Source organism: Roseovarius albus (assembly GCF_900172335.1).
GTDB classification, from domain to species: Bacteria; Pseudomonadota; Alphaproteobacteria; order Rhodobacterales; family Rhodobacteraceae; genus Roseovarius; species Roseovarius albus.
The window spans coordinates 43,186-68,952 of sequence record NZ_FWFX01000012.1 but is presented as its reverse complement, the minus strand read 5'-3'; the positions used below and the strand labels follow the sequence as shown (position 1 = coordinate 68,952).

General features: G+C 54.2%; 25 protein-coding genes. 10 read left to right on the top strand and 15 right to left on the bottom strand.

From position 1 onward, the window contains the following. Positions 1–75: 75 nt before the first annotated feature. Together ROA7450_RS16355 and ROA7450_RS16350 are read right to left on the bottom strand one after the other, a co-directional pair. Positions 76–519, bottom strand: coding sequence for a MaoC family dehydratase (locus ROA7450_RS16355; RefSeq protein WP_085807024.1), 444 nt, complete (start codon positions 517–519; stop codon positions 76–78). Positions 520–622: 103 nt separating this feature from the next. Beyond that, complete coding sequence (locus tag ROA7450_RS16350; protein ID WP_085807023.1) at positions 623–1,498, bottom strand: TIGR01459 family HAD-type hydrolase; 876 nt, start codon at positions 1,496–1,498, stop codon at positions 623–625. A 322-nt stretch (positions 1,499–1,820) separates the two neighbouring features. On the opposite strand from ROA7450_RS16350, the gene ROA7450_RS16340 reads away from it, so the two are divergent. After that, on the top strand, positions 1,821–2,897 hold the full coding sequence (locus tag ROA7450_RS16340) for a DUF389 domain-containing protein (protein WP_085807021.1): 1,077 nt from the start codon (positions 1,821–1,823) through the stop codon (positions 2,895–2,897). 302 nt (positions 2,898–3,199) lie between these two features. Here ROA7450_RS16340 and ROA7450_RS16335 read toward each other — a convergent pair whose 3' ends face one another. Both ROA7450_RS16335 and ROA7450_RS16330 read right to left on the bottom strand, forming a co-directional pair. Next, complete coding sequence (locus tag ROA7450_RS16335) at positions 3,200–3,871, bottom strand: DUF1194 domain-containing protein (protein ID WP_159454075.1); 672 nt, start codon at positions 3,869–3,871, stop codon at positions 3,200–3,202. 66 nt (positions 3,872–3,937) lie between these two features. Then, complete coding sequence (locus ROA7450_RS16330; RefSeq protein WP_085807019.1) at positions 3,938–4,756, bottom strand: LysR family transcriptional regulator; 819 nt, start codon at positions 4,754–4,756, stop codon at positions 3,938–3,940. A 102-nt stretch (positions 4,757–4,858) separates the two neighbouring features. Here ROA7450_RS16330 and ROA7450_RS16325 point away from each other — a divergent pair, with 102 nt between their 5' ends. The 4 genes from ROA7450_RS16325 to ROA7450_RS16310 are packed head-to-tail and all read left to right on the top strand — an operon-like array spanning position 4,859 to position 7,375. Then, on the top strand, positions 4,859–5,896 hold the full coding sequence (locus ROA7450_RS16325; RefSeq protein ID WP_085807018.1) for an LLM class flavin-dependent oxidoreductase: 1,038 nt from the start codon (positions 4,859–4,861) through the stop codon (positions 5,894–5,896). Then, complete coding sequence (locus ROA7450_RS16320; RefSeq protein ID WP_085807017.1) at positions 5,893–6,384, top strand: flavin reductase family protein; 492 nt, start codon at positions 5,893–5,895, stop codon at positions 6,382–6,384. Before ROA7450_RS16325 ends, ROA7450_RS16320 begins: the two co-directional genes overlap by 4 nt. Before the next feature lie 10 nt (positions 6,385–6,394). Next, on the top strand, positions 6,395–6,589 hold the full coding sequence (locus ROA7450_RS16315) for a 4-oxalocrotonate tautomerase (RefSeq protein WP_085807016.1): 195 nt from the start codon (positions 6,395–6,397) through the stop codon (positions 6,587–6,589). A gap of 9 nt (positions 6,590–6,598) precedes the next feature. Continuing rightward, positions 6,599–7,375 (top strand): alpha/beta fold hydrolase, encoded by a 777-nt coding sequence (locus ROA7450_RS16310; RefSeq protein ID WP_085807015.1) that lies wholly within the window; start codon positions 6,599–6,601, stop codon positions 7,373–7,375. Between the two features lie 6 nt (positions 7,376–7,381). Here the strand turns inward: ROA7450_RS16310 and ROA7450_RS16305 are convergent, their stop codons facing one another. Next, positions 7,382–9,844, bottom strand: a complete 2,463-nt coding sequence (locus ROA7450_RS16305; protein ID WP_234999567.1) for a CoA transferase — start codon at positions 9,842–9,844, stop codon at positions 7,382–7,384. Positions 9,845–9,953: 109 nt separating this feature from the next. On the opposite strand from ROA7450_RS16305, the gene ROA7450_RS16300 reads away from it, so the two are divergent. Further along, positions 9,954–10,898: a LysR family transcriptional regulator gene (locus ROA7450_RS16300; RefSeq protein ID WP_085807013.1), complete on the top strand. Its 945-nt coding sequence runs from the start codon at positions 9,954–9,956 to the stop codon at positions 10,896–10,898. Positions 10,899–11,036: 138 nt separating this feature from the next. Then, complete coding sequence (locus ROA7450_RS16295; protein ID WP_143534494.1) at positions 11,037–11,624, top strand: hypothetical protein; 588 nt, start codon at positions 11,037–11,039, stop codon at positions 11,622–11,624. Here ROA7450_RS16295 and ROA7450_RS16290 read toward each other — a convergent pair. The 3 genes from ROA7450_RS16290 to ROA7450_RS16280 all read right to left on the bottom strand — a co-directional run bounded on the left by ROA7450_RS16290 (position 11,621) and on the right by ROA7450_RS16280 (position 15,150). Further along, complete coding sequence (locus ROA7450_RS16290; RefSeq protein WP_085807011.1) at positions 11,621–12,832, bottom strand: bifunctional alpha/beta hydrolase/OsmC family protein; 1,212 nt, start codon at positions 12,830–12,832, stop codon at positions 11,621–11,623. The two genes, ROA7450_RS16295 and ROA7450_RS16290, sit on opposite strands and share 4 nt — an antisense overlap. Before the next feature lie 136 nt (positions 12,833–12,968). Beyond that, positions 12,969–14,312 carry a dimethylsulfonioproprionate lyase DddP gene (dddP, locus tag ROA7450_RS16285; RefSeq protein ID WP_085807010.1) on the bottom strand — a complete coding sequence of 448 codons (1,344 nt, stop codon included), beginning with the start codon at positions 14,310–14,312 and terminating at the stop codon, positions 12,969–12,971. A 412-nt stretch (positions 14,313–14,724) separates the two neighbouring features. Then, entirely contained in the window at positions 14,725–15,150 is a 426-nt protein-coding gene (locus ROA7450_RS16280) for a tellurite resistance TerB family protein (protein ID WP_085807009.1), read from the bottom strand. A 116-nt stretch (positions 15,151–15,266) separates the two neighbouring features. Here ROA7450_RS16280 and ROA7450_RS16275 point away from each other — a divergent pair, with 116 nt between their 5' ends. Beyond that, complete coding sequence (locus ROA7450_RS16275) at positions 15,267–16,841, top strand: lysine--tRNA ligase (RefSeq protein WP_085807008.1); 1,575 nt, start codon at positions 15,267–15,269, stop codon at positions 16,839–16,841. Here ROA7450_RS16275 and ROA7450_RS16270 read toward each other — a convergent pair. The 3 genes from ROA7450_RS16270 to ROA7450_RS16260 are packed head-to-tail and all read right to left on the bottom strand — an operon-like array spanning position 16,838 to position 19,558. Beyond that, entirely contained in the window at positions 16,838–17,500 is a 663-nt protein-coding gene (locus ROA7450_RS16270; protein ID WP_085807007.1) for a DNA-3-methyladenine glycosylase I, read from the bottom strand. The genes ROA7450_RS16275 and ROA7450_RS16270 overlap by 4 nt on opposite strands. Before the next feature lie 5 nt (positions 17,501–17,505). Next, complete coding sequence (locus ROA7450_RS16265) at positions 17,506–18,483, bottom strand: glycosyltransferase family 32 protein (protein ID WP_085807006.1); 978 nt, start codon at positions 18,481–18,483, stop codon at positions 17,506–17,508. Positions 18,484–18,514: 31 nt separating this feature from the next. Further along, positions 18,515–19,558, bottom strand: coding sequence for a glycosyltransferase family 61 protein (locus ROA7450_RS16260; protein WP_085807005.1), 1,044 nt, complete (start codon positions 19,556–19,558; stop codon positions 18,515–18,517). Positions 19,559–19,752: 194 nt separating this feature from the next. Here ROA7450_RS16260 and ROA7450_RS16255 point away from each other — a divergent pair, with 194 nt between their 5' ends. Then, on the top strand, positions 19,753–20,520 hold the full coding sequence (locus ROA7450_RS16255; protein WP_085807004.1) for a WecB/TagA/CpsF family glycosyltransferase: 768 nt from the start codon (positions 19,753–19,755) through the stop codon (positions 20,518–20,520). 295 nt (positions 20,521–20,815) lie between these two features. Here ROA7450_RS16255 and ROA7450_RS16250 read toward each other — a convergent pair whose 3' ends face one another. Beyond that, entirely contained in the window at positions 20,816–21,667 is an 852-nt protein-coding gene (locus tag ROA7450_RS16250; protein ID WP_159454074.1) for a polysaccharide pyruvyl transferase family protein, read from the bottom strand. A 156-nt stretch (positions 21,668–21,823) separates the two neighbouring features. After that, positions 21,824–23,629, bottom strand: a complete 1,806-nt coding sequence (locus ROA7450_RS16245) for an ABC transporter ATP-binding protein (protein ID WP_085807002.1) — start codon at positions 23,627–23,629, stop codon at positions 21,824–21,826. A gap of 411 nt (positions 23,630–24,040) precedes the next feature. Between ROA7450_RS16245 and ROA7450_RS16240 the strand changes: the two genes are divergently transcribed. Next, the gene (locus ROA7450_RS16240; RefSeq protein WP_085807001.1) at positions 24,041–24,691 is read left to right on the top strand and encodes a peroxiredoxin; all 651 of its coding nucleotides are present in this window, start codon (positions 24,041–24,043) and stop codon (positions 24,689–24,691) included. 27 nt (positions 24,692–24,718) lie between these two features. Here the strand turns inward: ROA7450_RS16240 and ROA7450_RS16235 are convergent, their stop codons facing one another. Then, entirely contained in the window at positions 24,719–25,045 is a 327-nt protein-coding gene (locus ROA7450_RS16235; protein ID WP_085807000.1) for an AzlD domain-containing protein, read from the bottom strand. Then, positions 25,042–25,761 carry an AzlC family ABC transporter permease gene (locus tag ROA7450_RS16230; protein WP_085806999.1) on the bottom strand — a complete coding sequence of 240 codons (720 nt, stop codon included), beginning with the start codon at positions 25,759–25,761 and terminating at the stop codon, positions 25,042–25,044. Before ROA7450_RS16230 ends, ROA7450_RS16235 begins: the two co-directional genes overlap by 4 nt. Between the last annotated feature and the right edge of the window lie 6 nt (positions 25,762–25,767).

The window sequence follows — 25,767 nt, the reverse complement described above, 5'->3', positions numbered from 1 at the left end:
CTTCATTTGATCAGAAATATCCCGAGGTGAATTGGCCAAAGGCCAAGAGAGGCGGCGCCCCTCACCACGTCCCGATCAGTCGAACTTGCCAGATGGGGCCAGGACCGTAGCCTCGCCGATTAGAACTTTTTTACCGTTGACCAAACAACGGCAGTCCAGCTGCACGCGGCGTTTGCCATGATCGATCCCAATAACCTCAACTTCGGCCAGAACCTGATCACCGGGACGCACAGGGGCCAAGAACTTCAACGTCTGTCCCATGTAAACCGTGCCGTGGCCAGGAAGTTGCTCACCAATTACCGCCGAGATCAGACCTGCGGTCAGCATGCCGTGCGCAATCCGTCCCTCAAAGATCGTGTCGCGGGCATAATCGTCATCCAGATGCACCGGATTGCGATCGGTTGAGACCTCGGCAAACATCTCGATATCTTCATCGGTGACCACTTTGCGCAAGCTGCGCACCATGCCCATCTCGATCTCTTCAATGGTGATGGTTCCACGAGGCAAATTGTCCAACATCCGGCCCTCCAAGGCAGTCGGGTGAGTAATTTTCAGATCATATCATGACTGATGTTGGAACTTTATTACTTTGCAGGTGCAGAAAATCAAGTGTTAATTTTACTTATCGTAAACGCCCAATTGTGTAGGTTGAAGTCACCATTTCCCTTTCTAAATAGGCCATTAGGGCTTCTGGGTCGGGGTGATAATCGGTCTTGGTTTCGCCTGCAGCAAGGCCGCCAGAGATGAAAAGTGAATCTATATCCTCGCCAGCAGCGCCAATAATATCAGTATGAAGACCATCACCGATGGCCAAAATATCCGCTGATTCGATGTTTTCACCCATCGCGGCCAAACGACGGCGAGCCAGATCATAGATTGGTGGGTGTGGCTTGCCAAAGTACAAGCTTTCGCCACCCATTTCGGTATAAAGCCGTGCCAAGGCCCCTGCACACCATTCGCGCCGTTCGCCGCGATCCACCACGATATCGGGGTTGGCGCACAGTAACTTGAGTCCCTTTTGCTTGGCATAGAGAAAATCCGGTCGGTTAACATCCGGATCTGCCATGGTGTCAAACGGTCCACAGCAGACAATGCCCTCGGCCTGATCCAGCGGTACCCGGCTGATGGTGATCGGGTTCTCAATCACTTCCAGCGGTTCAAAGAACCCTTCGTCCCGCGCCCATTCGCCCATGAAGAAAACCTTTTCCCCAACGGCCCCGGTAAACATCGCCGAACGCGCTGAATCGCCCGAAGTGGCGATGGTGTCATAGGCATCATCGGGGACGCCAAACTGCCCTAACTGCGCCGCCACACCAGCGCGCGGTTTGGGCGAGTTGGTGACCAGCACCACAATACCCCCCTTGGCACGATAGGCCTGCATCGCGGCCACCGCCTCGGGGAAGGCATTGATGCCATTGTGCATGCAGCCCCACAGATCGACAAACAGCGCGTGATAGCGGTCAGAAATTTCAGCGAAGTGTTCGATGATCTGGGACATAGTGGACCTTGTCATTCAAAAAGGGTGTTTGGGATGATATGACAGGCGCAAGCATGTTTGGCCAGTGGTGTTAAATGTCAGATTTGAGCCCATACTTGTTGATGCTGCGATATACACAAAAAGAAGCAAAGCGTCGAAAATCGAAATTGTTTGCGGCGAGAATAGCCCAAAACCGACATCGAGTACGGTGTTCAGTTTCTGCGGGTGCAACCCGCATTGCCGCCATTCGTTGACGTTCAAAAAAAGGGATCTACTTTTTTGATTTTAAGTCTGCTCCCTGCTCAAACTTGATTACAACGGCTAGGGGTAGATAGTATTAACTATGAAAAAAGCGAAGGTAAGTACCGCACGAGAAATCCTCAAATTTGAGGGAAGAGATCCGCCCTCCTATTGGAATCGTTTTGCGATGCTGTTGGCACTTTCCATAACAATCGCCACCATGGGTCTTCTTAGAAACTCTGGCGCTGTGGTTATTGCCGCAATGCTGATTGCGCCTCTGATGACACCGATTTTGGGTATTGCAGCTGCAATGGTGATTGGCAGGATCGACCGAGTGCTCAAGCTATTTTTTACCGTTATCTTTGTGGCCTTGATCTGCGTCGCTTTAGTTTGGGTGGCCATGCTCATCACCAACTTTCCTCGCGGAATTTCAATTCCGAACGAGGTATACGCGCGAACCGATCCCGGCATCGAGGACCTCGTAGTTGCATTGGCAGCGGGTGTTGCCGGAGCTTTTGTGCAAGTGAACAAGTCTGAGCTGAGTTTACTCCCAGGCGCTGCAATCGGCGTTTCCCTAGTCCCACCGTTGTCTGCGGCAGGAATATTGTTATCGTTTGGCGAATTTCGGGATGCCTACGAAGCATGTCTTCTTTTCTTCACAAATTTAAACGCGATCGTTTTGTCAGCCTGTGCTGTCTATATTTCTTCAGGAGCCATCCCAAGCGTTTTGGCAAAAGGAAAACGTTGGGCTCGGTTTTCAGCAAGCTTCGCCATAACGATCATTTTTCTTGCGATCGTTACGTTCCAGCTAGGTCACGCAACTGTTCACCGATTTCAAGAAGCCCGCGTCGAACAAGAACTTGCTTGGAGAGTGAAGGCGTGGGCCAATCCTATTTCGGTGGAAATCATCCGTCTTGACGTAAATCCCAAAAGCAAAACTGTTGATCTTTGGATAATTATTGATTTGCCTTTGGGTGCACAGCACGAGGTTGCGTCTGTAGCAGATTTAATTCCGAAAGAGCTTGCTAAAGAGTCATTGTTAGATGAGCTTCAAAAGACTCTTGGAAAAGGCTTTTTCGTAGTCATTAGATATCAGACCCGAATTGCAGGCCAGGCTGCACTGGGAACAGCAATTATAACTGATGCTCCTGATGTAGATAAGATCAATGAAGAACAGTAGCTGTGATTTTTCTTTTTACTGTTTGAATGTCACTATATTTCGCCTTCGTATGAGGCCCTGCACTTTTGTGATCTGACGTAAAATGAATGGCTGCTTTGGCAACATGCCCCGGAAGCTAATGCAACCGCGGCGAACTCCCGCTTTCCGCTCAGGCTGTTGATCGCTGCTGTCATTGCGTATTTTCCACAACTTGCCCCAACCATGAAAACGCCGCCTCGCTTGCTTTACGCCAGCTTAGAACAATGCGCTGGGTGAAGCCGGCCCTGCTGTTGCCAGCAAAAAACCGCCCCCTATGCGATGTATCAGTCAAGCATAGAAATGCTTGGTGCCAGTTCACGTAGCAGTTTCCGCTTCATTGCGCGCGCGTAATCGTCATAGCCCTGGGTGACTTCCACAAAAGCCAAGGGTCCGCGGATCACTTCTGAAAGGTAGTAGACAACCGGATCTGGTTGCGCGCCCGCAACCACCAAACCATTGATAGTGACGCCCCTTTCAGCGACAGCAATCGAAATCGGGTTCACCTCTGGCCCTGCATTCGAAATCCCATCGCCGGACACATCAATCACATGGCGGCGACAGGGGGTTTCCAGTTGTTGGAACATAAAATCGGCATGCAGCAGCGCCTCGGAAACCGAGGTATCAGCATACCAGAAGCCGCGATCAATTTTGATCAGGTCTTCGACAAATTCTATCACGCTTTGCCTATCTGAAAGACGACGCCAGGCAATCGGTTGTCGTTGCTGACCAGCACCGCCCCATTGCGTCACGGTCACTTGAAGGCCCCCGGGCATCCAGCCGATCAATTCAATGACGTCATCATCCAAAAGAGCGTCACCGACGCCGTTTCGCATAAGGATATATTCGAATTTATCAACAGAGCGCGACACGTCGAGGGCAATGACCAGCGCAAGTTCGCATGCACGCGCATTCGCCGGGGCGAGCGCGAGGAGTAGCGATAGGATCAGGGTTTTCACAGTTGGTAGAATAGCGTTCCACCCAAAAATCAGCAAATCACTTCGAGGCGCGCAGGGATATCTTCTCTAACTAGACCCCAACCATGCAAACGCGGGCTCGCTCGCTTTGCGCCAGCTTAGTACACTGCGCTGGGTGAAACTGGCGCTGCCTCTAACGGCAAACAATCGACCTGCCGCCAGATCCTCCTGTACGATCCGTTCGGGTAAATAGGCAGACCCGCCATACTTGAACAGATGTTCCCGCGCCCAGTCTGGATTACTGACTGAGAGTGAGGCGGTTTCCCCACTGGGCCATGCGGCGGCATGTTGAGCGCGAAAGGCGGGGCCGTAATCGACAAAGATATAGTGAGGGTCCCATCGCACGGCTTCGCGCTCCACCGTCGATACCTGTATCAGTGTCTCGGTTGAAAACACTCGATGATCAAAGCCCGGCCCGGTGATTGGCTCTGGAAGCAGGGCGGCATCGCTCATCCCGCTTTGCAACCAACTTTGCGCATCGCTTTTCAGTCCCGCCCAGACCTCGACCGCTGTTTCGGGGTGATCCCGCCGCAACCCATCAATCCAATCCTGCCCCAGATTGGGCCAGAGCGCGGGGGCACAGACAAAGCTGAACAGTTGTGTCACCCCGCTTGGCAGATTGGCCTGCGCCTTGGCGTTCGCCCAAGTGCTGGTGATCAGTTCGGCCTGCTCTAGAAACGCATAGCCCGCCTTGGTCAGCGTCGCCCCCTTGCGCGAGCGGTTCAGCAGCTTCGTCCCCAACGCCTGCTCGAGCGCGTACAGCCGTGCGGTCACGGCGGATTGGGTGATGTTCATCTCTTCCGCCGCGCGGTTGAGGTTTCGCACACGTGTCACCGTCAGAAAGGTTTCAATCGCGACAATGTTCATACCGAATTAATGCAGTATTTTTGAATTAATGAATAGAATAAATCCGTTTTCCAGATTTAATAAACTCTGCCATTCTCATCTTGCGAACAGGGAGAGTGAGACATGGAATTTAGCCTTCAGCTTTCAGCCGATTACCCCAACAAAAATTACGGCGGGGATCGTGTTTACAAAGACATGCTGGATCAGGCGCAACTGGCCGACCGGTTGAGCTATGATGCCGTCTCCCTGACCGAACACCACCTGATTAATGTGCTGATGATGCCCGCACCGCTGACCTTTGCCACCAAAATCGCCTCGATGACCGAACGGGTGAAAATCATGACTTCGGTCGTGGTGCTGCCGCTGCACGACATGCGGATCTATGCGGGCGAATTGATTGTTGCCGATATCTTTACCGAAGGCCGCCTGATGCTGGGTGTCGGGCGCGGGGCCTTTGCCTATGAGATGGAACGCCTTGATGTGCCCATGGCCGAGACCCGTGAACGGTTTGATGAATCGTTGAACGTGCTGCAGGCCTTGCTGACCGAGGAAGAGGTGAGCTGGGATGGCAAATATTACAAATTTGACCCCCTCACCGTCATGCCCCGCCCGGTGCGCCCCATATCGATGATGATGGCGGTGATGAATCCTGAAGGGATTTACCATTGCACCAAGCGTGGTTTTCACATCCAGACCACGCCCCTGTCCGGCAACCACCAATTGCTGATGGATCAGGTCGGCGGCTTCACCCGAGCCAAGGACGAAATGGGCGAGGCGGGTGCGCATCTGACCCTCTCGCTCAGCCGGGTCGCTCATGTCGCCCACAGTGCGGCGGAACGCCAGCGCAAGATTGAAGCCGCCTACAGTTATTACAGCCGCTTCGATAATGTCTTTACCGGCCCCGGAATTGTTGACAATGGTATGATCAGAGAACTGCCACGCGACCAGACGGTCGAAGAACTGGGGGAAAGCCTTTTGATCTGCACACCACAGGAAATGATCGACAAGCTTGGGCCATATGCCGAGCTGGGGATCGATCGTGTCATCCTGAACATGAATTTCGGGCTCGAGCTGAGCCAGACAATGGACTCGATCCAGTGCTTCGCCGAAGAGGTCATGCCGCACTTTACAGGCCGCACCGCCGGGATTGCCGCCCAATGAATGCTGCCCGTGACGCGTTTATTACCGCCATGCGCCATGTGGCATCCACTGTTACTGTTGTCACCACAGATGGCCCTTCGGGCAAGATGGGGGCCACAGTCAGTGCCTTTTCTTCGCTCTCAGCGGACCCGCCGTCGGTTCTGGTCTGTCTCAAGGCCGACAGCCGGATCGCGCAGACCGTGTCTGAGAACGGAGCGTTCTGCGTGAATATCCTGCCCGAAGATGCCGCAAGTCTGGCGACGCGCTTTGCCGGGGCGTTGGATGCCTCGAACCCGAACCGTTTCGAGGGGGTCGAGATCATCGAAACCGAGTTTGGTCCGATGCTGCCGCGCGCGACCGCCTTCACCTGTTCGCTGAACCACCGCCACATCCACGGCAGCCACGCAATCTGCATTGGTAATGTCACCGGCATTTCGAACGCCGGAGAAAAACCCCTGACCTACATGAGCGGCGCGTTTCATATCGTTCGCCCCCACGAGACCGAGTAAGGAGACCCACATGCCAATCATCCGGGTGGAAATGTTCAAAGGCCGCAGCGTTGATCAAAAGCGCGCCTTGGTCAAAGAACTGACCGATGCCTTCGTCAGTGCCGCTGGTGGTACACCGGAAAGCGTGCATGTGGTGATCACCGATGTGGATAAAGAGGACTGGGGCTCGGGTGGCCAGCTGTGTTCAGACAAGTTTCCTGATTGAGGGGGCCGCATGAGCGACGTGATTGACTGCGAATACACGGTTCAGGGCGATGGCCCGCCGCTGTTCTTGATCCACGGGATTGGCGCTGCGCGCAACACTTGGGCCAAAGCCTTGCCAGAGCTGACACCGCATTACACTGTCATCACTTATGATCTGCGCGGGCACGGGGAATCGCCTTTGCCGGATGATGAGTTTGGCCTTGATGAACTGGTCAACGATCTGGAGCGCGTGCGCGAACGCACCGGGATTGAACAGGCGCATTTTGCCGGGCATTCGCTGGGCGGTATGATCGGCCCGGCCTATGCGCTGCGCTATCCTGATCGCGTGTTGTCGCTGGGCCTGCTGTCCACCGCAGCTTTCCGTACCGAGGATGACAGCGCCAAAGTCTGGGGCGTAGTCAAAGCAATGGAAGAAAGGGGCATTCCGCAAATCTTACCCACCCTGACCGACCGTTGGTTCACTGACGACTTCATCGCCAACCATGGCGATGTGGTCGAGCGCCGCCTGCAACAGGTGATCGGCACCGACCCGGATATTTTCATGAACGTCTTCCGAATCTACGCGGGCACCGAAATGGCCCCTTGGTTACACGAAGTCATGGCACCATCCTTGGTTTTAACTGGTGAAAATGATGGCGGATGCAATCCTCGCTTGAACCGTCAGATTGGGGCAGCTTTGCCGGATGCCGAACTGGTGATCATGGATGGATACAAGCATTCTTTGTTGCTGGAGGCCGGCGATCAAGTCGCCCGGCACATCCATCAATTCATCAGTGATTTGGCCTGAGTGCGATCACTCTGGCAGGTATTTCTCCGACCAGCATTCACCTGCTGCGCCGCTTGCGATCATCCCGTCGATTTGCGCTGCAGAATAGCCGAAGCGCGCCAAAATATCACGTGTGTGTTGCCCATACTTTGGCATCGGTCCCGGGATGGTGATCCGGGCTGATTGAGGACGCACAGCGTTGGGGGCAACTAAATCACACCAGCGGCCCATTGGGTGCTGATCATGCCGGATGACACGGAAGGTAGATTGGGTGAGATCGATACTGCCGTTGCTTTCAAGCTGCAACGAGGCGTCGCGCGTTTGGTGAAGCGAGGCGAGCGGCACAACTGTACTGGAGCCATCGCCAAAGGCCGTCCGCCAATGGGCCAAAGGCTGGGTCTTGAACCGTTCCACTAGGGCTTTGTGCAACTCATCCTCGGGAAGCTCCGCCAGATCAGCGGTATCCGGGCAACGGGCAAGTGCACTTCCGCGTTCTATTGGGGCGGCGAAGAACATCCATTGATCAGCGGCTTCATAGCAATGATAGAACGGCCCCCAGCCCAGAACCTCTCGCCCAGACGACTCATCAAACGGGGCGCGTGTGGCGTAATCATACATAAACTGCGCTTGAATGAGGTTGCCCGCCCCGGCTAGTGACGCCCGCGCAATCCCACCCTTTCCGGTTTCCCGCAGACGCAGCAAAGCGCTCCCTAGGGCCACGCAGGCGCAGAATCCAGTCAGCACGTCAATAGTACCAAAGTGGGCGTGCTCCTCGGGGGTTTCCATGCTGCCGCCAAAGCGTGTCATTACGCCGGTGGCCGCTTGTGCCAGGTCATCATAGCCCAGATGATCGGATTTCGGCCCGCGCATTGGCCCGCCAAAGGCGTCGAGTTGCACCAAAATGAGACGTGGATTTATTTCCTCAAGGCTTGCTGGCGATAACCCAAGTTTATCGCGCTGCTCATCGGTGCCGTTCATAGTGATGACGTCGGCCTTGTCGATTAATTTGCGTAGAACCTCTTGGCCTTGATCCGTGCGCAGATTAAGCAGAATGCTTTCCTTGCCGCGTTGGGCATGGATGCCAAAAACAACGGTGTTCCACGGATCTACCGAAGGTTCGACCGGTTGCACCAGTGTTACACTGGCACCATAACGGGCCAGTGTTGAGCCGATGGTTGGGCCAGCGATCACATTGGTCAGATCTAGTACATTGAGGCCATCGAGCCAACCTGTATCATTTTGTGTGGGGCCAGAGTGCCGTTCGGATTCAGAAAGGAGAGCCGCAAGGTCCGCAGAACTGACATCCGCTTTTTGAGCTGCGGCATCATCCCCCGATAACCAGGCGACGTTGCCCATTTGACGCATGGTGCCATGGCAATGGGTTTCTACCTCAAGCACCAGTCCGGAGGTCAAAGCGTGCGGGTCTGCCAGCCATTCCTTGGTAAAGCGTTGCGCGGTGGCAGGCGCTTTGGCCGCGCCAAAAAGCTCCTCCCATTCGTGGGCCGGTTTGGTCAGAAACGCGGCTTTCATTGCCGACGACACGAGTGCACGGTCAGATGCGCCGACGGGGTAGTTGCGCATCGACCATTCCGCAGGCCAATCGGCGGTGTTCAGATAGGCAGAGAAATCAGGCAGTTCATCGGCCAGATCCTTGAGTCCCAAGGTTTCCAGAACCCGGCGCGGGTGCGTCGCGACTGATCCGCTGACCACATAGAACCCACGCCCGTCTTCACAGGTATAGGTGCGATAGAAAGGATCAAGGAATTCAGAGAGTTCCTCGAATTTCAGGTTCATCGGCAGTCCCTCGGCAGTGCGGCGGTCCAGCTCTACCTCTCGTGGGGATTTATAGCGTTCGGGATAGTCTTCGATCTGTTCGCAGTTGTAGATCAACCCTTCCAGTAGGGCTGTGGCCAGCGGCACCTCGATATGGTCGCCGCCGTTTATCTCGCGTGCATTCAGCGCGAACAACACCGCCATTGCCCCGAAACTGGAACCATAGGCCGAGGCGAGGGTCAGCGGCGTGAACGACGGGTTGATGCCCATCAGACGGCGGTTCAGTCCCATGTCAGTGAATTGGCCTGTGTAGGCGGCGATCACGGCCTCCCAAGCTGGCAGGTTGGCCAGTTCTTCATCGGTTGAAGCGAAGCCGGGCATGGAAAGATAGACAAGCTGACTATTGATGCCGCGCAGGGTGTCCGGGCCTAATCCCAAGCGGTCCATCACTCCGGGGCGGAAGTTCTCCAGTACCACGTCGGATCGCTTGGCCAGTTCTAGCGCAGTGGCGCGGCCCTCATCCGATTTCAGATCCAGTGTCACCGCCTTTTTCCCACGTGACAGCATGTCAAACGCCGGATCATCAAAGGCCGGGCCATTTGGGGGATCAATGCGAATAACTTCGGCCCCCATATCGGCCAGCATCATGCCAACCAGAGGGGCAGCCAGATATTGACCAAAATCCAAAACGCGAATGTGAGAGAGAGGACGATTCATTGTCATGCTTTCGTAAGGGGATGAGGCATTGTCATTCAGTGATCAGATTAACCGTCAAAAAATAACTGATAAACTGGACATATTTCTATGCATTGGATTACATTTTGTTATGGAAATGCAATCTCGCCTCTTGACTGGTTCGCTGAACGCTCTGCTCGTCATGGAAGCGGCAGTGCGGCATCGTGGATTTTCGCTGGCGGCAAAGGAACTGAACCTGAGCCAGCCCGCCGTTTCACGCCACATTGCCACGCTTGAAGGGCGGTTGGGTTGCGCCTTGTTCCACCGCGATCACAACAAGATCACCCCAACCGAAGCCGGGCAGAAACTGGCAGATGCGGTTGCGCTGGGCATCGGGCACGTGGCGTCGGTCTGGCAAGAGGTTATGGCGCAGGGAGAGGACCACGGTGTTGTATTGGCCTGCAGCTATGGATTTTCGGATCAATGGCTGATGCCGCGGTTTTCAGATTTGCGGCGTGCGATGGGCGGCGTTCCCGTGCGGCTGATTACGTCCGATCAGCTTGAATATCTTGATTTCAGGCGTATCGATGCCGCCGTCGTCTGGGATGTTTCGCAATTGTCGGACAGGCCATATTTTCCGCTGATCAAGGATGAAACATTTCCAGTTTGCAGTCCTAGCTTTCTGGCGCGATATCATCAAAAGCAAAGAGAGCGAGGCGAGCCAGAAGGCAAAATCGACTTTTCGAACCTTGTAGCAGATGATTTTTTGCACTTTGCAGTTGGGAACTCCGGGTTCTTGACTTGGCGCAGCTACTTTACACACCTAGGGCTGCCGATACCGGACTTCGGCCCAACCACCCCTTATGACGCCTATCCTTTTTTGATCCGTGCGGTGCGGAGCGGTGAGGGCGTTGCTTTGGGATGGCGCGGTCTGGTCGATGATTTGCTGCACCGCAACGAGATTTTGCGGGTCGGGCCAAGCGCGTCAAATCGTGAAACATCTTATTATCTGCAACACCGCCCTGTCTCAGACAGGACATCAGCAGTGGCCCGCTTGGTGGATTGGTTTGCCCAAAGAGCCGGGGAGCTTGCTTGAACTGTCAGGGGCCTCAGAAAATTTTTGGCCAATTTGGTTAAAAACCACGAGAGATCGCCCGATTAGTTGAGGCTCAGCCGTATTCTTGCCGTTTTCAGCGTGAATGTTGCAACGTGAAGTGGAGCGACGGAATCAATCATGCAGCAACCTGAAGCGATAAGTGACCTGGACTGGAGGTCAGTGATGATGTTCCCGTCTGCCCTTGGCGTGACCGCGCGGGAGCGCCCGGAACGTTTTCGTTTGGAAGCGATCACCGAGGTTGTCTTGCGTCTGGCTGGCGTACTTTTAATCGTAGGTGCGATTATGGTTCAGGCCCTTTTACCTGACAACGCGACCGAACAAATGGTCACCAGCAGTCGATTTCTTTCACTCGCATCAGTTGCTGTCGGCTTGTTCATTTTTGCCTATGGTACGCGCGGGTTTCGCCATCAGCTGCGATTGAACATCGTGCAGCGTACGCTGGAGCTGACACGGATCAATATCAACGATCAGGGCCGGATATCGCGGACAATCAATATTGATGACATTGAAAGCTTCTACATCGTGCGCCCCAAGGTTCCGAACGGCGTGGCAAAGCTCTATGTACGCACCCAAGCGTCCGGTACGCCGTTTTTCGCAATTGGCGGACAGCTAGACGAGATCGAACGCCTGCACCAAGAAATGTGTAGTTCCATCGCAGTTGCGCAGAAAATGGGGGGCATGCCCCCTGACCCTGCGAAGGCCTAAGCCAACTTCGTTTCAACCAGCGAACTACGTTCAAGTGTGCGGTGTACCGGGCACTTGTCAGCGATCTCCAAAAGTTTGGCGCGCTGGTCTTCGGTCAATGCCCCTTTGAGGTGAATCACTCGGGTGAACTTGTCTGCTTGTGTCTCGTTGCGGGAATCTGCATCCTGAGCGTGGACCTTGTTGTGGTTCACATCGACACTGATATGTTCCAATGGCCATCCCTTGCGGCGCGCATACATGCGAATGGTCATCGAGGTGCACGCACCGAGGCCCCCAGACAGGAACCCATAAGGTGTCATGCCCTGATCTGAGCCGCCATAGGCCACCGGCTCATCCGCCAGCGTGTGGTGCTTGGGGCCAGAGTTCACGTCTTGCAAAAAGCCGTGGGTGTCGGCCTCAGACACGCGAACAATCCCCTCTGGCGCGCCCGGGGGCGGGGCCGGGGCCCGTAGATCAAGATAACGCGCACCCCAGGCGGCAATAACCTCAGCTGCATATTCAGCGTCTGCCGCATCGGTGACCAGGTGATCGGCATTGTCCAGAGTGACAAAGCTTTTGGGGTGCTTGGCCGCCTTGAAAATCTCGGCGGCATTATCGATGCCGACCGTTGAATCCAGTGGGGCATGTAGTACCAGCAGCGCGCGATTCAGGTTGGCAATGTCGTCTGCTAGGTTCTCGGCGTTCACATTCTCAACGAAGCCTTGGCCAATGCGGATGGCGCGGCCCCCCAGCATAACCTCGGCCACACCGTCAGCTGCAATTTGATCCAATGCATCACCAAAGTTGTGGGTCACGTGACCGGGATCATACGGCGCACCGATGGTGACCACGGCTTTGACGCTGTCGATCTTGCGCGCTGTGCCCAAGACGGCGGCACCGCCCAAAGAATGCCCGACCAACATGCCTGGGGCCATGCCACGTTCCTTCAACGCTTCAGCAGCCAGAACCAGATCGTTCACGTTGGTTGCGAAGGACGTGTTTTCAAACTCGCCCTTGGAATGGCCCAAGCCGGTAAAATCAAACCGCAAAACTGCAATGCCGGCCCCAGCCAAACGGGCCGAAATCCGGCGCGCGGCGGGGATATCTTTGGAACAGGTAAAGCAATGGGCAAACAGGGCCGTGGCCAGATGCGGCCCCTCGGGCAGATCAAGGCGCGCAGCCAGTTCGTGGCCTGCATGGCCAGTAAAGGTAAAGCGTTCGGTCGGCATGAGTGGGCCCTTTCGTGGAAAGACCCGACAAACCTAGGCAAGCGCCTTGCAAACAACCAGTATTATGACCCTGCCGTCACGCGAAGGTGAAGTTTGTAATAATTTCACCTTCGCTCAATTTCAGGGCGCGTGCGATTTAGGCTTCACCCATCAACGCCGGATCAAACGGATATTTGGTCAGGTTTTCATAACCGTCTTCGGTGATCAGCACCTGATCCTCCAGCTTGATAGAGAAGTCGCCGCCCTCAGGGCTGACCAAAGTCTCGACACACAGAACCATCCCCGGTTCAAGCGGGTAATCATAGGCACCCTCGACTGCGTGATCCGGATAGGCCACCAGTGGCCATTCATCACACAGGCCCACACCGTGCATCAGGCAGCCGTATTTCTGTTTCTGATACTGGTCATCCAGGACATGGGTATTAGCGCTCAACTCCGGGATCATCACACCGGGCTTCAGCATCTCCATGTTCTGCATGATGTGTTCATGCCCGTGTTGCATGGCATAGATCATATCGGCGGGCGGCTTTTCATCGCCAATCCACCAGCTGCGGCTGATATCAACACAGATGCCGTAGCTTCCGATCAGATCAGTATCAAAACTCACGATTTCATTGTTTTGAACGATGCGCGGGCCGCATTCCTGAAACCACGGGTTGGTGCGTGGGCCCGAGGCAAGAAGCCGAGTTTCGATCCATTCGCCGCCGCGGCGGATGTTTTCAGCGTGCAGCACCGCCCAGATGTCATCTTCTGAAACGCCCCCCCCGGGAATTTTCTCTCTTGCGAATTTTTCCATCTCGGCGACCGCGGTTTCGCAAGCATGGCTGGCACAACGCATAGCCAAGATCTCATCCGGGCCTTTCACCGCGCGGCATTTCTCGGTCAGCTCTTCGCCTTCCATGATCTGAAACCCTTGGGCTTCGAGCGCACGCAACCCGTGCAACATGATCTTGTCGACGGCCAAACGTTTGTTGCCGGAGCTGTGTTCCTCCAGCAGTACGCGCACCTCGTTCGAGAACACATCCGCCGCCACATCCACCTTGTCACCACGGTCGAAATAGAACAGATCTGCGCCTGATCTTTGCTCACGCACCAGCGGATTGAATTCGCTGAGAAAGGGTGAGTTTTTGTAATCCCACATCACCATGTAACCATCCGCGCAGATCAGCAGCGCTCGAAACGGATTATGCGTATTCCACAGCTGCATGTTGGTGCTGTCGGTGGCATAGCGAATGTTGAGCGGATCAAACACCAGCAGGCCCGCATAATCGCGATCATTGATGAACTGGGTTAGCCGCTCCCAACGATGGCGGCGCATTTTCTGCAGATCCGGCGGCACCAACCCTGCCGCTTCCCACTCTGAAAACGCCAATTGCGTTGGGCCAATCTCGACCCGGTTTTTATCATTTGGCGTATTGTCCCCGATGGTGTCCCCACGGGTCGGGTCAATCTTGCGCGTATCACGGTAATGCGTGTTCATGGCTGGCGTCCTTGCTATTTGACCTCAGCCTGCATCGCGATTTAGATCTGCGCGCGCCGAATTCCGACATAGGGAGATGTCGCATTTTTGTAGGTTCAATTGAATTTTAATTGTTGATAAATTTTGTCAACTATATGATTTTGTTGATTTATTATTGACACCACTCCGAAAGCTATTATCTACAGCACACAAGCCAACCATCAGGTACCCAGCAGCAGCCAGCCACCGCCAGCTATAGCCAGGAACCCAAAAGTCAGTCAAAATCGAATTTGTCGAAGTAAACGTCTGCAAAGTTTGCGCGTTTATGACATATGCATAAGTTGCGCTTAGGCAGGCTTTTTACCACCCATCGCAAAACAGAAGTGAATGTCAGTCAGATGTTGTGGGCGATGCAAGGCATTGTGCTATTCGTTTACACCGTCATATGTCTTGCACGCGAGCCGCGTTCGATGGCGGCCGCGTGCAGCCGGTCGATGTTCAGTTCATAGCGAATCTCTTCCAGAATACGCAGTTCTGCCTCGTCCAATGCGCCATCCGCTGCAGCAACATCGCAGGCCAATGCGTAGGCCGTTTCAAACAGCTCTTCGGGCAGGTTGTCCCGCACCAAACCAAAAAGCGCGTCCAAACCGTCTTCGACACTAAAGAGGTCAAACACCGTCTGCGCCATGATCCGCATGCGGTCCAGATCATACTGCGCAAAGATCGGCAGGTTGTTCACGGCCACTTCGATCTTGACCAATTCCGAAGTGCGAATGGTTTCATCCGAGGCCGAAACGGCGATCATCACCACGACAAGGCAGTCCTGTGGGCTGAGGGGGTGAGGGATCTGGTCGGTCATCAAGCATCCTTTCGCACTAATGTTGCGGTGCAGAATATTGACTGTAAGGAGCATGAGCAATAGGAAGCGTGCGATCTTGTGCGCGACAATACGCCAAGAAAAACCGGAGATTTCCCATGTCTGAGCTGCGCGACGCCGCCCTTCAATCCAAAGCCTGGCCCTTTGAAGAAGCCCGCCGGGTGCTCAAACGCTATCAAAAGACCCCGCCGGAAAAGGGATATGTCCTGTTTGAAACAGGTTACGGCCCCTCGGGCTTGCCGCATATCGGTACATTTGGCGAGGTGGCACGCACCGCGATGGTCAAGCGCGCCTTTGAAGAGATCAGCGACATTCCGACCAAACTGGTGTCATTCTCTGATGATCTGGATGGCATGCGTAAGGTGCCGGGCAATGTGCCCAATTCAGAATCGTTGACAGAACACCTGCAAAAGCCACTGACCTCGGTGCCCGATCCCTTTGGCACGCACGACAGTTTTGGCGCGCACAATAACGCGATGCTGTGCCGCTTCCTGGACACCTTTGGGTTTGATTATGAGTTCATCAGCTCGACCGAGTTTTATGCTTCGGGCCAGTTTGACGAGATCCTGCGCCGTTGCGTTGAACGCTATGATGACATCATGTCGATCATGCTCAAAAGCCTGCGCGAAGAGCGTCGCCAGACCTATTCGATCTTCTTGCCGATCCACCCGGAAACTGGGCGGGTCCTGTATGTGCCGATGAAATCGGTGAATGCATCGGACCATACCATCACCTTTGATGACGAGGATGGCAAAGAATGGACGCTGCCGGTGACCGGCGGCAATGTGAAGCTGCAGTGGAAGCCAGACTTCGGCGCACGCTGGGCCGCGCTGGGCGTCGATTTCGAGATGTATGGTAAAGACCATTCCACCAACACGCCGATCTATGATGGCATCTGCCGGGTGCTGGGGGCAAAAGCGCCCGAGCACTTCACCTATGAGTTGTTCCTTGATGAGAACGGTCAGAAGATCTCCAAAACATCTGGCAATGGCGTGTCGATTGACGAATGGCTGACCTATGCCAGTTCCGAAAGCCTGTCGTACTTTATGTATCAAAAGCCGAAAACCGCCAAGCGAATGCATTTTGACGTGATCCCAAAGGCGGTGGATGAATACCACCAACAGCTGCGCGCCTATCCGACACAGGATCTTAAGGCGCAGTTGAACAACCCGGTGTGGCACATCCACGGCGGCAATGTCCCCGAAAGCAATATGGTTGTGCCCTTCTCGATGCTGCTCAACCTGGCTTCGGTTTCCAGTGCCGAAGATAAAGAACAACTTTGGGGATTCATCCAACGCTATGCACCCGAAGCAAGCGCCGAAACACACCCAGATCTGGATCAGGCCGCCGGGTTTGCCGTGCGGTATTACAACGATTTCGTCAAACCACAACGCGTGTTCCGCGCGCCGACGGATCTGGAACGCGAGGCGCTGCAAGAACTGCGCGACAAGTTGGCAGAATGGGATGGTCCGGCGGATTCAGAAGAGCTGCAAGGGTTGGTCTTTGCTTGCGGCCGCGAACGGTTTGACCCACTGCGCGATTGGTTCAAGGCGCTATACGAGGTGCTTCTGGGTGCGTCGCAAGGCCCGCGTTTTGGTGGGTTCATCGCACTCTACGGCATCGAAGAAAGCATCAAACTGATCGATGATGGTCTGGCCGGAAAGTTGGGTTAAACCGACAGGGCCAGCACCTTGCTGATCTCCGTTAACGAGCGTCCAGATTGATCCATCCAAGTGTTGAAGGCGGACTGCACTGCCTTCATCGCGGACTTGGAGGTGGCGGGTTTGTCGATCACACCCTCTGCGATCAGTCGGGCGGTCACGTCGGCCGAGAGCAAGAATCCATCACGCCCAACAAACCGTAAGGCGATCGGGCCAGTACTTCCACCCAATCGTGAGCCGCGTTTTTTGAGCATCTCCAACAAGCCGATGAAGTCGGTAGAGGGCCAGCCACCGAGTGTTTCGCCAACTCCACCTTCGGCGCGCAATTCTAACAAAAAAGCCGCATTGTCACGCACTGCGGCGATCTTGGTGCCATTGCGAATGATACGTGTATCGCTGATCAGACTGTCAAATTTTTCGTCATCCATGAACGCACAGCGCCCGATGTCAAACCCGTCAAAGGCGGCCTCAAATCCCTCCCACTTGCTTTCAATGACTTTCCAGCTGAATCCAGCCTGGAAAATGCACTTGGCCATCATGGCCAGCCAGCGGTCCTCGGGGATTTCACGCAATTCCTCCAACGGCAGTGGCGTGCGGAGTAATGCCTCGACGGCTGCCGCACTGCCTTTGCGATCAATTGCAATTTGGTAGATGTCGTCGAACGTACGCATGCGCCTCAGGGAGTCTTGGGTATGAATTTTCGAACGTACCTTCGAACAACCCTACCAACAAGACTTCGTCGCAGTCGGGGAACAAACCCGCTATAGACCGGGTCCATTAACCAGTGTTTTAACCCAAAAACACTCAACTCCTTGCGATACCCGGGATATTCAGACTGCAGGATAACCCTGCCGTTATCGACCATACAGCGTGGACGATTTGGCAAGGGCGATAGCAATTCGACCAACCGATAGGAATGGGCTGTGCCGTCAAAGCTAACACCTAAGTTTTGTTCCGTATTTTCCGCCCGCCCCAAACAGGCATTGACCGCCATACCCAAATTGGCGGGGCCGGTTAGCATGAACCCATCGAATTTCCCGGAGTTTTCATGGATCTTTTGGGTGGCGCGCTCAATTGCAGCTTTCATGAACGGATGCTTGGACGGCACACAGATAAAGCTGTTTGTAATGCCATACCGCACGATGGGTTCTCGTGCTGCTACGAACTGATCCCCGGCATGGATGACCTGCCGAAGCGGTGCCAAGGTCAGGATATCAATGTCGGCGTAGACGCCGCCATGCTGATACAAAATGCAGTATCTCCAGAAATCAGCCTTGAATGCACCATGGTTGATTTTGTCATAAGCGGAGAGCATGTCACCCCCGAAATGCTTCCGGATAAAATCACGACGGTCGTCTTTATCATAAAAGCGATATTCAAACTCTGGATTGATCTCCACCCAACGCATTGCGGCGTCATACATACTTTGAGTGACCTGACTTGTTTCAAAGGTCTGATGGATAACGCGTGGGATGGTCGGCGTGGAAAGCTGCCTCGCAGAAGTGAGCCGCGGGGCGATTTTTTTTGGAATAATAGCCTTTGCTTCGGCGGCGTGACTGAACCGTTCCCCTAAAACCAGCATGCGCGATAAATGTTCAAATTCCCGAAGGCTCAGGCTCTGTGTTTTAAGGTTGTGGAGGTGATCACTCAGCATGACTTTCTCAAATTTATGAAAAGTTTAACTTTCAGGCCGCAATCTCCAGCTTTCGTAATGCAAGCATTAGAGAACGGGGGTCGACCTCGAAATTGTCGAGGGAGAAACGGCGATAGGGCTTTGACAAGCGATAGGCAGGTTTCACGTATTCAGGGCGTAGTTTTCCACGCACCCCAACCCAAGCCGTATTTGTTTGGGTTGCGATGAAGCGAAACACAGAGGTGATGTGCCCGCATGGAAACAACTCAACAAGTTTCATGTGCGCGCTATTCTTGGTGCGATACAGCAAAGGGGCCAGCCCGGCACCATGCACCGCAATGATCGCTTCGGCATTCATAAAGAACGCGGCTTGTTCTGCAGGGGTGTAATCCTCTGGGTACACCACCTCAAAGCCCAATGGCTCTGTCAACGCTACTATATCTGCGGAGTTGGTCAGCGTGCGCGTATCGCGCCGTAATAACAAAATCCGTCTTGGTAATTGCCGATCCTCTCGCGCGATTGCTGCATGTAAGGCCGACAAAACGGAATGTGTCGTCGCCCAATCCGGGCGGACCGGCCAAAAACACTGCCAGGGATCGGCAATGATCTCTACCCCGGCACCATGTACGATGTCATCAGTAAAGAGCGTTTTGAGCCCAAACATAGCGAGCGCACGCCTTGCATAACGTGGGGCGCTTTTTGGCATCAGAATCAAGGCTTGCTGCCATGGGATCGCAAGTTGTTCAGAGATGTGAAAAAGCAGCGGCAGATGCATAGTGAGCAGGTGTGCCCAGTTGCCGGGGCTATGATGACGAAAGTCGAATATGATGCTGCCATCCGGGGCCGTTATGTTTTGAGCAGGCACGAATTTTAGCCGCCGTGGTCTTTCTTGAGACCGGAAGGCACTCACAGCAATCCTGTACTTCAAGATGCCACCGGGCACATCCGCCGAGGGAAGGTGAATGACTTCGCAATCTGGGACTATGCGGTCGACCAGAAATGACTGCGCCGAAATCAAAGTGGCACTGGGCATCGATGCAGCGGCGTAGGTTTCAGATTGCCAACCCGCTAAACTTTTCTGAGGGCACAGATTCATGCTTTTGATTTGGGCGAGTATTGGTAAACAAATCGTTTACGTCACTCAGGTAAATGGAGGAGACTTAGACGCGGGTGGGGTGGTTATCTCTGCATTCTATTGTGAGATCGAGCTGTGCGCTTGCTCCGTATACGGTAGGCTGATACGCCAAGATGTAGAAAATTCATATGGTTCCATGGTGAATAGGGCCGCGCATGTCTCAAGGTCTTGGTAAAGACAAAAATGTTGAGTTTCTGTCTCTGGTGAATACGCCGGACCTTGAAACCATGCTTGCACAGGTGGCCAAGAATTTGACCATGGGCAAAGGCTTCACGCTCGCAACACTCAACCTCGATCACATCGTGAAACTGTCTCACGATCCAGTCTTCGAGAAGGCCTATCAGGCGCATGATCTGGTGGTGGCGGACGGCAATCCAATTGTCTGGCTGCGCGGTGTCATGGGCCAGAGTGTGAAACTGGTGCCTGGTGCAAACTTGGTTGTGCCCCTGGCAAAGGTTGCGGCCGAAGCCAATGTTCCTGTCGCTTTCGTTGGTGCGGCGGCTGAAACACTTGATGTGGCTGGGCAACGTTTGGAATCGCAGTTTCCCAGTTTGGATGTCCGGGTGAAAATTGCGCCGACGTTCGGGTTCAACCCGACAGGTGATGAAGCGCAGCAGGTCGCGCAAGAACTCCGTGACAATGATATCCGCCTGTGCTTCTTGGCGCTTGGAGCACCCAAGCAGGAGGTTTTCGCTCATTTTGCCTCTGAAATTGCCCCAAGATGCGGTTTTGTCTCCATCGGTGCAGGGCTCGATTTCATCGCGGGCACACAACGGCGCGCCCCGGCCTGGGTACGTAAATTGGCGCTGGAATGGTTGTGGCGCATGCTAAGCAACCCAATCCGATTGGCCAAACGATATGGTGCCTGCTTTCTGATCCTGCCGGGGCTTTATTTGTCCGCGCGGCGGGCAAAGATGCAATGAATCTCTGCGCTTATAGCGTAGAAGGTTAAATTTTTGTTAATTTTTTAAGCGATGTCTGTATAGTGCTTGCAGAGCAGAAAAAACAGCAGGCAAAATATGCAAGACAATCGAAAGCCGTCGCAAAGACGGTCGGTGCCTGAACAGCTTATGGGCAAGCGCGAGGCGCTGTTTCACTTGCTGCGCACCCCCATGCGCACGGCCACATCCAAAGCTGTGCCAGCAGAACCACGGCAGCCCCGTCAGGTCCCCAAAGAAAAACAACAAGCGAAAGCTCAAATCGTCCAGACAGACGACTTTATTTTTCGCGATTAGGGCCGAGTGAAGCGAACGGGCACACCGCCCGCAGAGGACCTTGCAGAGGTGCCAACTCGGCCATATCGGAGTCTCGAACCATTGACTCCAATTCCGCAATTTCTGCGGATTTTGGCAAGGCCTGAGGACGAACGCCAAAAATCGCAGCGGCTTCAAAATAGTCAAGAAACTTGACGCCATCCCCGATCAACCCATGCCAAGAGTCAATCCAGCAACACGGTACTCCGTAACTATGTGACAGGATGATACCGTGTAACGACGATGACAGAGTCATCTCGCAAGCAGTGATTTGATTGATGACGCTTTCCACATCTTTTCGGACATCTACAATTTGCAAATCAGGCATGCCGGAATAGGCGGACCGCATGAGGTCATAGTCATCATAGTGCGGGATCAAACCGACCCTGAAGGATTTGCGAACCCGCGGGTGGTAAAGCAACGGCAACAAAATTCCCGGGTCGCCATGAACCGCAGCAGTTTCATATCCCAGTTCCGACAGCCGTGCGTTCGAACGTGGCCCCCTGACCGCCAATACTTCCTTTGGGCGTGGAAATGTGTCTGCGCTGTGAATGATGCCCGAGCCCCAGATTGTTGCCCTATCGGGACGCTCGACATTGCGAAGGATGCTGCCAGCTGCGTAGACGGCGGTGGAACGTCCACCCAGATTGGGCACATAGTGCATTGGCAGCCTGCCTGTGTAGGCTTCAAACAGATAGGGGCCGATCCAGTCACCAAAGTTGCGCGGTTCATAAAACGACCAAAACAGATTGCGGTCATTGTAAACCCCGGCACGTTGCAGATACCTGAAGATCCGGTTGGGGTATCGGTAGTTCATGCTTTTCTTCAAGGGGCAACACCTCTGCATCAGGTCGGGAAACAACGTTCCCGCGACTCTGCTGCGTGAGAGTTTAAGAATCTGTTAACCGTTGATGATAGGGGCCGAGAGTGATGGCGCGCTTCAGCTAGTCAAACTCCATAGCCTCGAAAGGAACTACCCCGCCGATGCCAGTTCCTTGAAGCTCGCATTTTCCGCAAGCAATTCCTCATAAGTGCCGCTTGCAACGACACTGCCGCTCTCCATCAGAAAAATACGGTCACAGTTCTTCACCGTACTCAGGCGGTGGGCAATCATGATGATGGTTTTCTCATGCCCGATATTGCTGACCGCATCCATAACCGCACGTTCGGTCACATTGTCCAACGCCGAGGTCGCCTCGTCCAAAATCAATAGTTCGGGGTCGTGATACAGCGCGCGCGCAATCCCGATGCGCTGTCGCTGCCCGCCAGAGAGCCGCACCCCACGTTCCCCGATCACGGTCTGGTATCCTTGTGGCAATTCGCTATCGACAAAGTCGTGCAACGAGGCGGCTTTGGCGGCGCGTTCGACCTCGGTCATGTCGATGGCCTCGGGTGAGACGCCAAAGGCGATGTTTTCGGCGACGGTACTGTCGGTCAAATAGATCACTTGCGGCACATAACCGATGCAGCGCCGCCAGTTCCGGACATTCTCTGGCGTGATTGGCACGCCATCGATCAAGATCTCTCCGGTATCAGGGGCTAGCAGGCCCAAGACACTATCGATCAATGTGGTCTTGCCCGCGCCTGTCCCGCCGACAAACCCAACCGTGGATTTTGCCGCCACGTTCAGATTCACATCCTGCAATGAGGGCCGCGTCGAATTCGGGTAGGCGAAACTCAGATTGCGCGCTTCCAAACTTTCACGAAACGCCATACGCTCTTGCTGATTTCCGGCATCTGCGTGCTTAAGACGATTTTGCTCTGCCTCGACATATTCCTTCGCGATCTGGTCCAGCAGGGGCTTGCTGGTGCGGATGTTTGACAAGTTGAAGTAGATGTTTTGCAAGGCGGGCAGTAGTTTCATCACAGCAAAGGCGATGGTTCCCAATGTGGGAATGGCCGCAACGATATTGCCGTCGTGACGCACTAGCATAAACAGCATCGTGCCCAGCAAAACCGCAAACGTCAGAGCCTCCAGCGCAAAACGCGGCATCTGCCACAACACTGCAGATTTGGAGCCGGAGCTTGCATAATTCAGCGCAGGTTTGATGAAGCGCCCGATGTAGTACTGCTCCAGATCCATTAGCTTAACTTCCTTGATGCCGCCCGTGGCCTCTGTCGTAATCCGGTAACGGCCCTTATTTGCGTCTACGGTCTTTTGCCCAAGGCGGCTCAGCACCTTTCGCAGCGAGACATAGATCAACACATAGCTGCCGCCTAACAAACCAGCTGCAGTAAGGGAGACCAAAGGATCCAGAATAACGAGGAAGGTCACGATGGACAGCGCGAGGATGCCATTTGCCAATAGCTGCAGACAGGGGATCAAAACTGAGTGCACAAGGCGATGCACTTCTTGGAGAACGGTCTTGCTGATATCGGCACTATTGTGGTCCAGAAACCAAGAGTACGGCTGTTGTAGAATGGAGCTGAACAGTCGTACTGAAATCTCGAACCCCCGCATTTCCGAAAACCGGACAATTGCATAGCTTCCACCCGCCTTCAGGACCTGCGCTGTCGTGACAACCAGCAGAGCGAGCAAGGACAAAAACACCTGAAAAGAAAACAGCGTTGTAAAGCCCAAAGTGTCGTGCAGCCAAGCCAGTAACGCATTGCTTTCCAGGATCTGAGGTTCCGCGAAAGCCTTCAACAAAACCAAAACCGTGGAGATGCCAAAGACATCTGCAAAGGCGACAAAGACCAGCAGACCGGACAGAAGGACAAACCTGCTGCGCTCTTGCGCGCTCAGCAATATGAACAGTTTTTTAAAGACGTCGTACATACGTGAACCATAAGCGAAAAGGAAAAACTACAAGGATATTCTGGTGGTGTTTGGGCAGATTGATGACAGATCCATGCCCGAAGCCCCTTCAATGTCTCAGTTGATGCAGATGTATCGGTCCAAAACGGCCTTGTCACTACTCCCCGGTCATGCCCTCGACTGACAGGGCACAGAAAATAAACTAAATTTCTGAACATAAGGCGAAGATTGTGATCGTTTTGGCGTTTTCTCAGCATTGCGTTTTAGATGCAAATACATGACGATGCGGGCCAAGTGAGCCTGAGAGCGTCTGCCACGATCTTGTTGTATTGGTCGTCGCGGGTGGCTTGGGTGTAATTCGTCGGTTGCCTCGCCCTACTGCCAGCAGCCTGTTCTCGACACAACCAATTTGGCAAAGAAAGGAAGCTCCAAATGGCTCTTCGCATTAATGACACTGTTCCTAATTTTACCGCCCAGACCGATCAGGGAGAGATCGATTTTCACGATTGGATCGGCGATAGCTGGGCGATTCTGTTCTCGCACCCCAAGGATTTTACCCCTGTCTGCACTACCGAATTCAGCGCGGTTGCGCAGTTGAACGATGAATGGGCGGCGCGCAACACCAAGGTGCTCGGCGTTTCGGTCGATGGTGTCGAAGACCACAAGAAATGGAAAGAAGATATAAAAGCCTACGGTAATGCGAACCCCGGGTTCCCTATCATCGCCGATGACGGGCTGGCTGTCTCCAAAGCCTATGACATGCTCCCAGCCGAGGCTTACATGCCCGATGGACGCACCCCTGCCGACAGCGCGACGGTGCGCTCTGTTTTCATCATAGGTCCTGACAAGCAGCTGAAACTGTCGATGACCTACCCGATGACGGTTGGTCGGAACTTCGCAGAAATCCTGCGCGCGCTGGACGGATTGCAGATGTCGTCCAAAGGTGTCGCTACACCCGCCAACTGGGTGCCCGGTGAAGACGTGATCATCCCACCAGCCGTGTCGAATGAAGACGCGAAAGAGAAGTTCGGTGAGTTCGAAACCATCTTCCCCTACCTGCGCAAAACCAAAGCGCCAAGCTAAGCATATTCACTGCTGGGGTAGGAAACCCTAGCCCAGCAGATATAGCCCGCCATAAAGGCTGAGCGCCCCCAGAATAATAGACAAAACAATATTGCGCGTGACTAGGCTGGCAATGATTGTGACAACCGCCGCGATCAAGCGTGGTGCGTCCAGATTGCCTCCTGTGGCCTCGGGCCAGACAACAAGTGGTGCAACCAGCCCCGGCAAAACGGCAACCGCGGTATAACGCAGGTGCCTTAAGAACCACTCTGGCATTTCCCGGTTTCCGATAAAGCCCAGAAACAGAAACCGCATGGTGTAACTGCCGACACCCAGCCCGATGATCACCAGCCAAAGCGTGCCTTTGTCGATCATGCGTTGCCCCCGCTACGCAGGGTCGTGCGACGCTCAATCTCCGCGCCTGTCATCATCGCGGTGATCCCAGCGACCAGCAGGCCCAGATTGAAGGGCAGCCAGACAAATAGCAACGCCATCACAATCGAAACAAACGCGGCTGCGACATGCGCACGACTGCGCAGCATCGGCGTGATCAAAGCAAGAAAGGTAATGGGTACAGCAAAATCCAGCGCAAGACTCTCAGGGATAGATTCGCCAATCAGCGATCCGGCGAAAGTAAATACATACCAGAACGGGCACACTGCAGCGACGGTGCCTGAGAAATACGCCAGCCTTTGCGGCATGGTCATGTCCGGATTGGTTTCAAACTTCAGGATCGACAGTGCATAGGACTGATCGACCAGAAAATATGCTGCGACGGCCCGCTGGCCCAAAGTTGCTCCACCCAGATAGGGGGTTAATGACGCCGAATACATCGCCATGCGCAGGTTCACCGCCAACGCAGAAATTAACACAATGATGGTCGGCACCTGATCTTCCATCAGGGCCAAAGCAGTGAATTGCGCCGCCCCGGCAATAACGGCTACCGAAAAGCTCAGCGTTTCAAAGACAGAAAGTCCCGCCTCGGTCGCAACCACCCCGAAAAGCAAGGCAAAAGGGCCCACAACAAGCAAAAACGGGGCCGCATCGCGTACACCCCTGAAGAAGATCGATTTCGTGGTTTCCGTTGGCACAGTTCG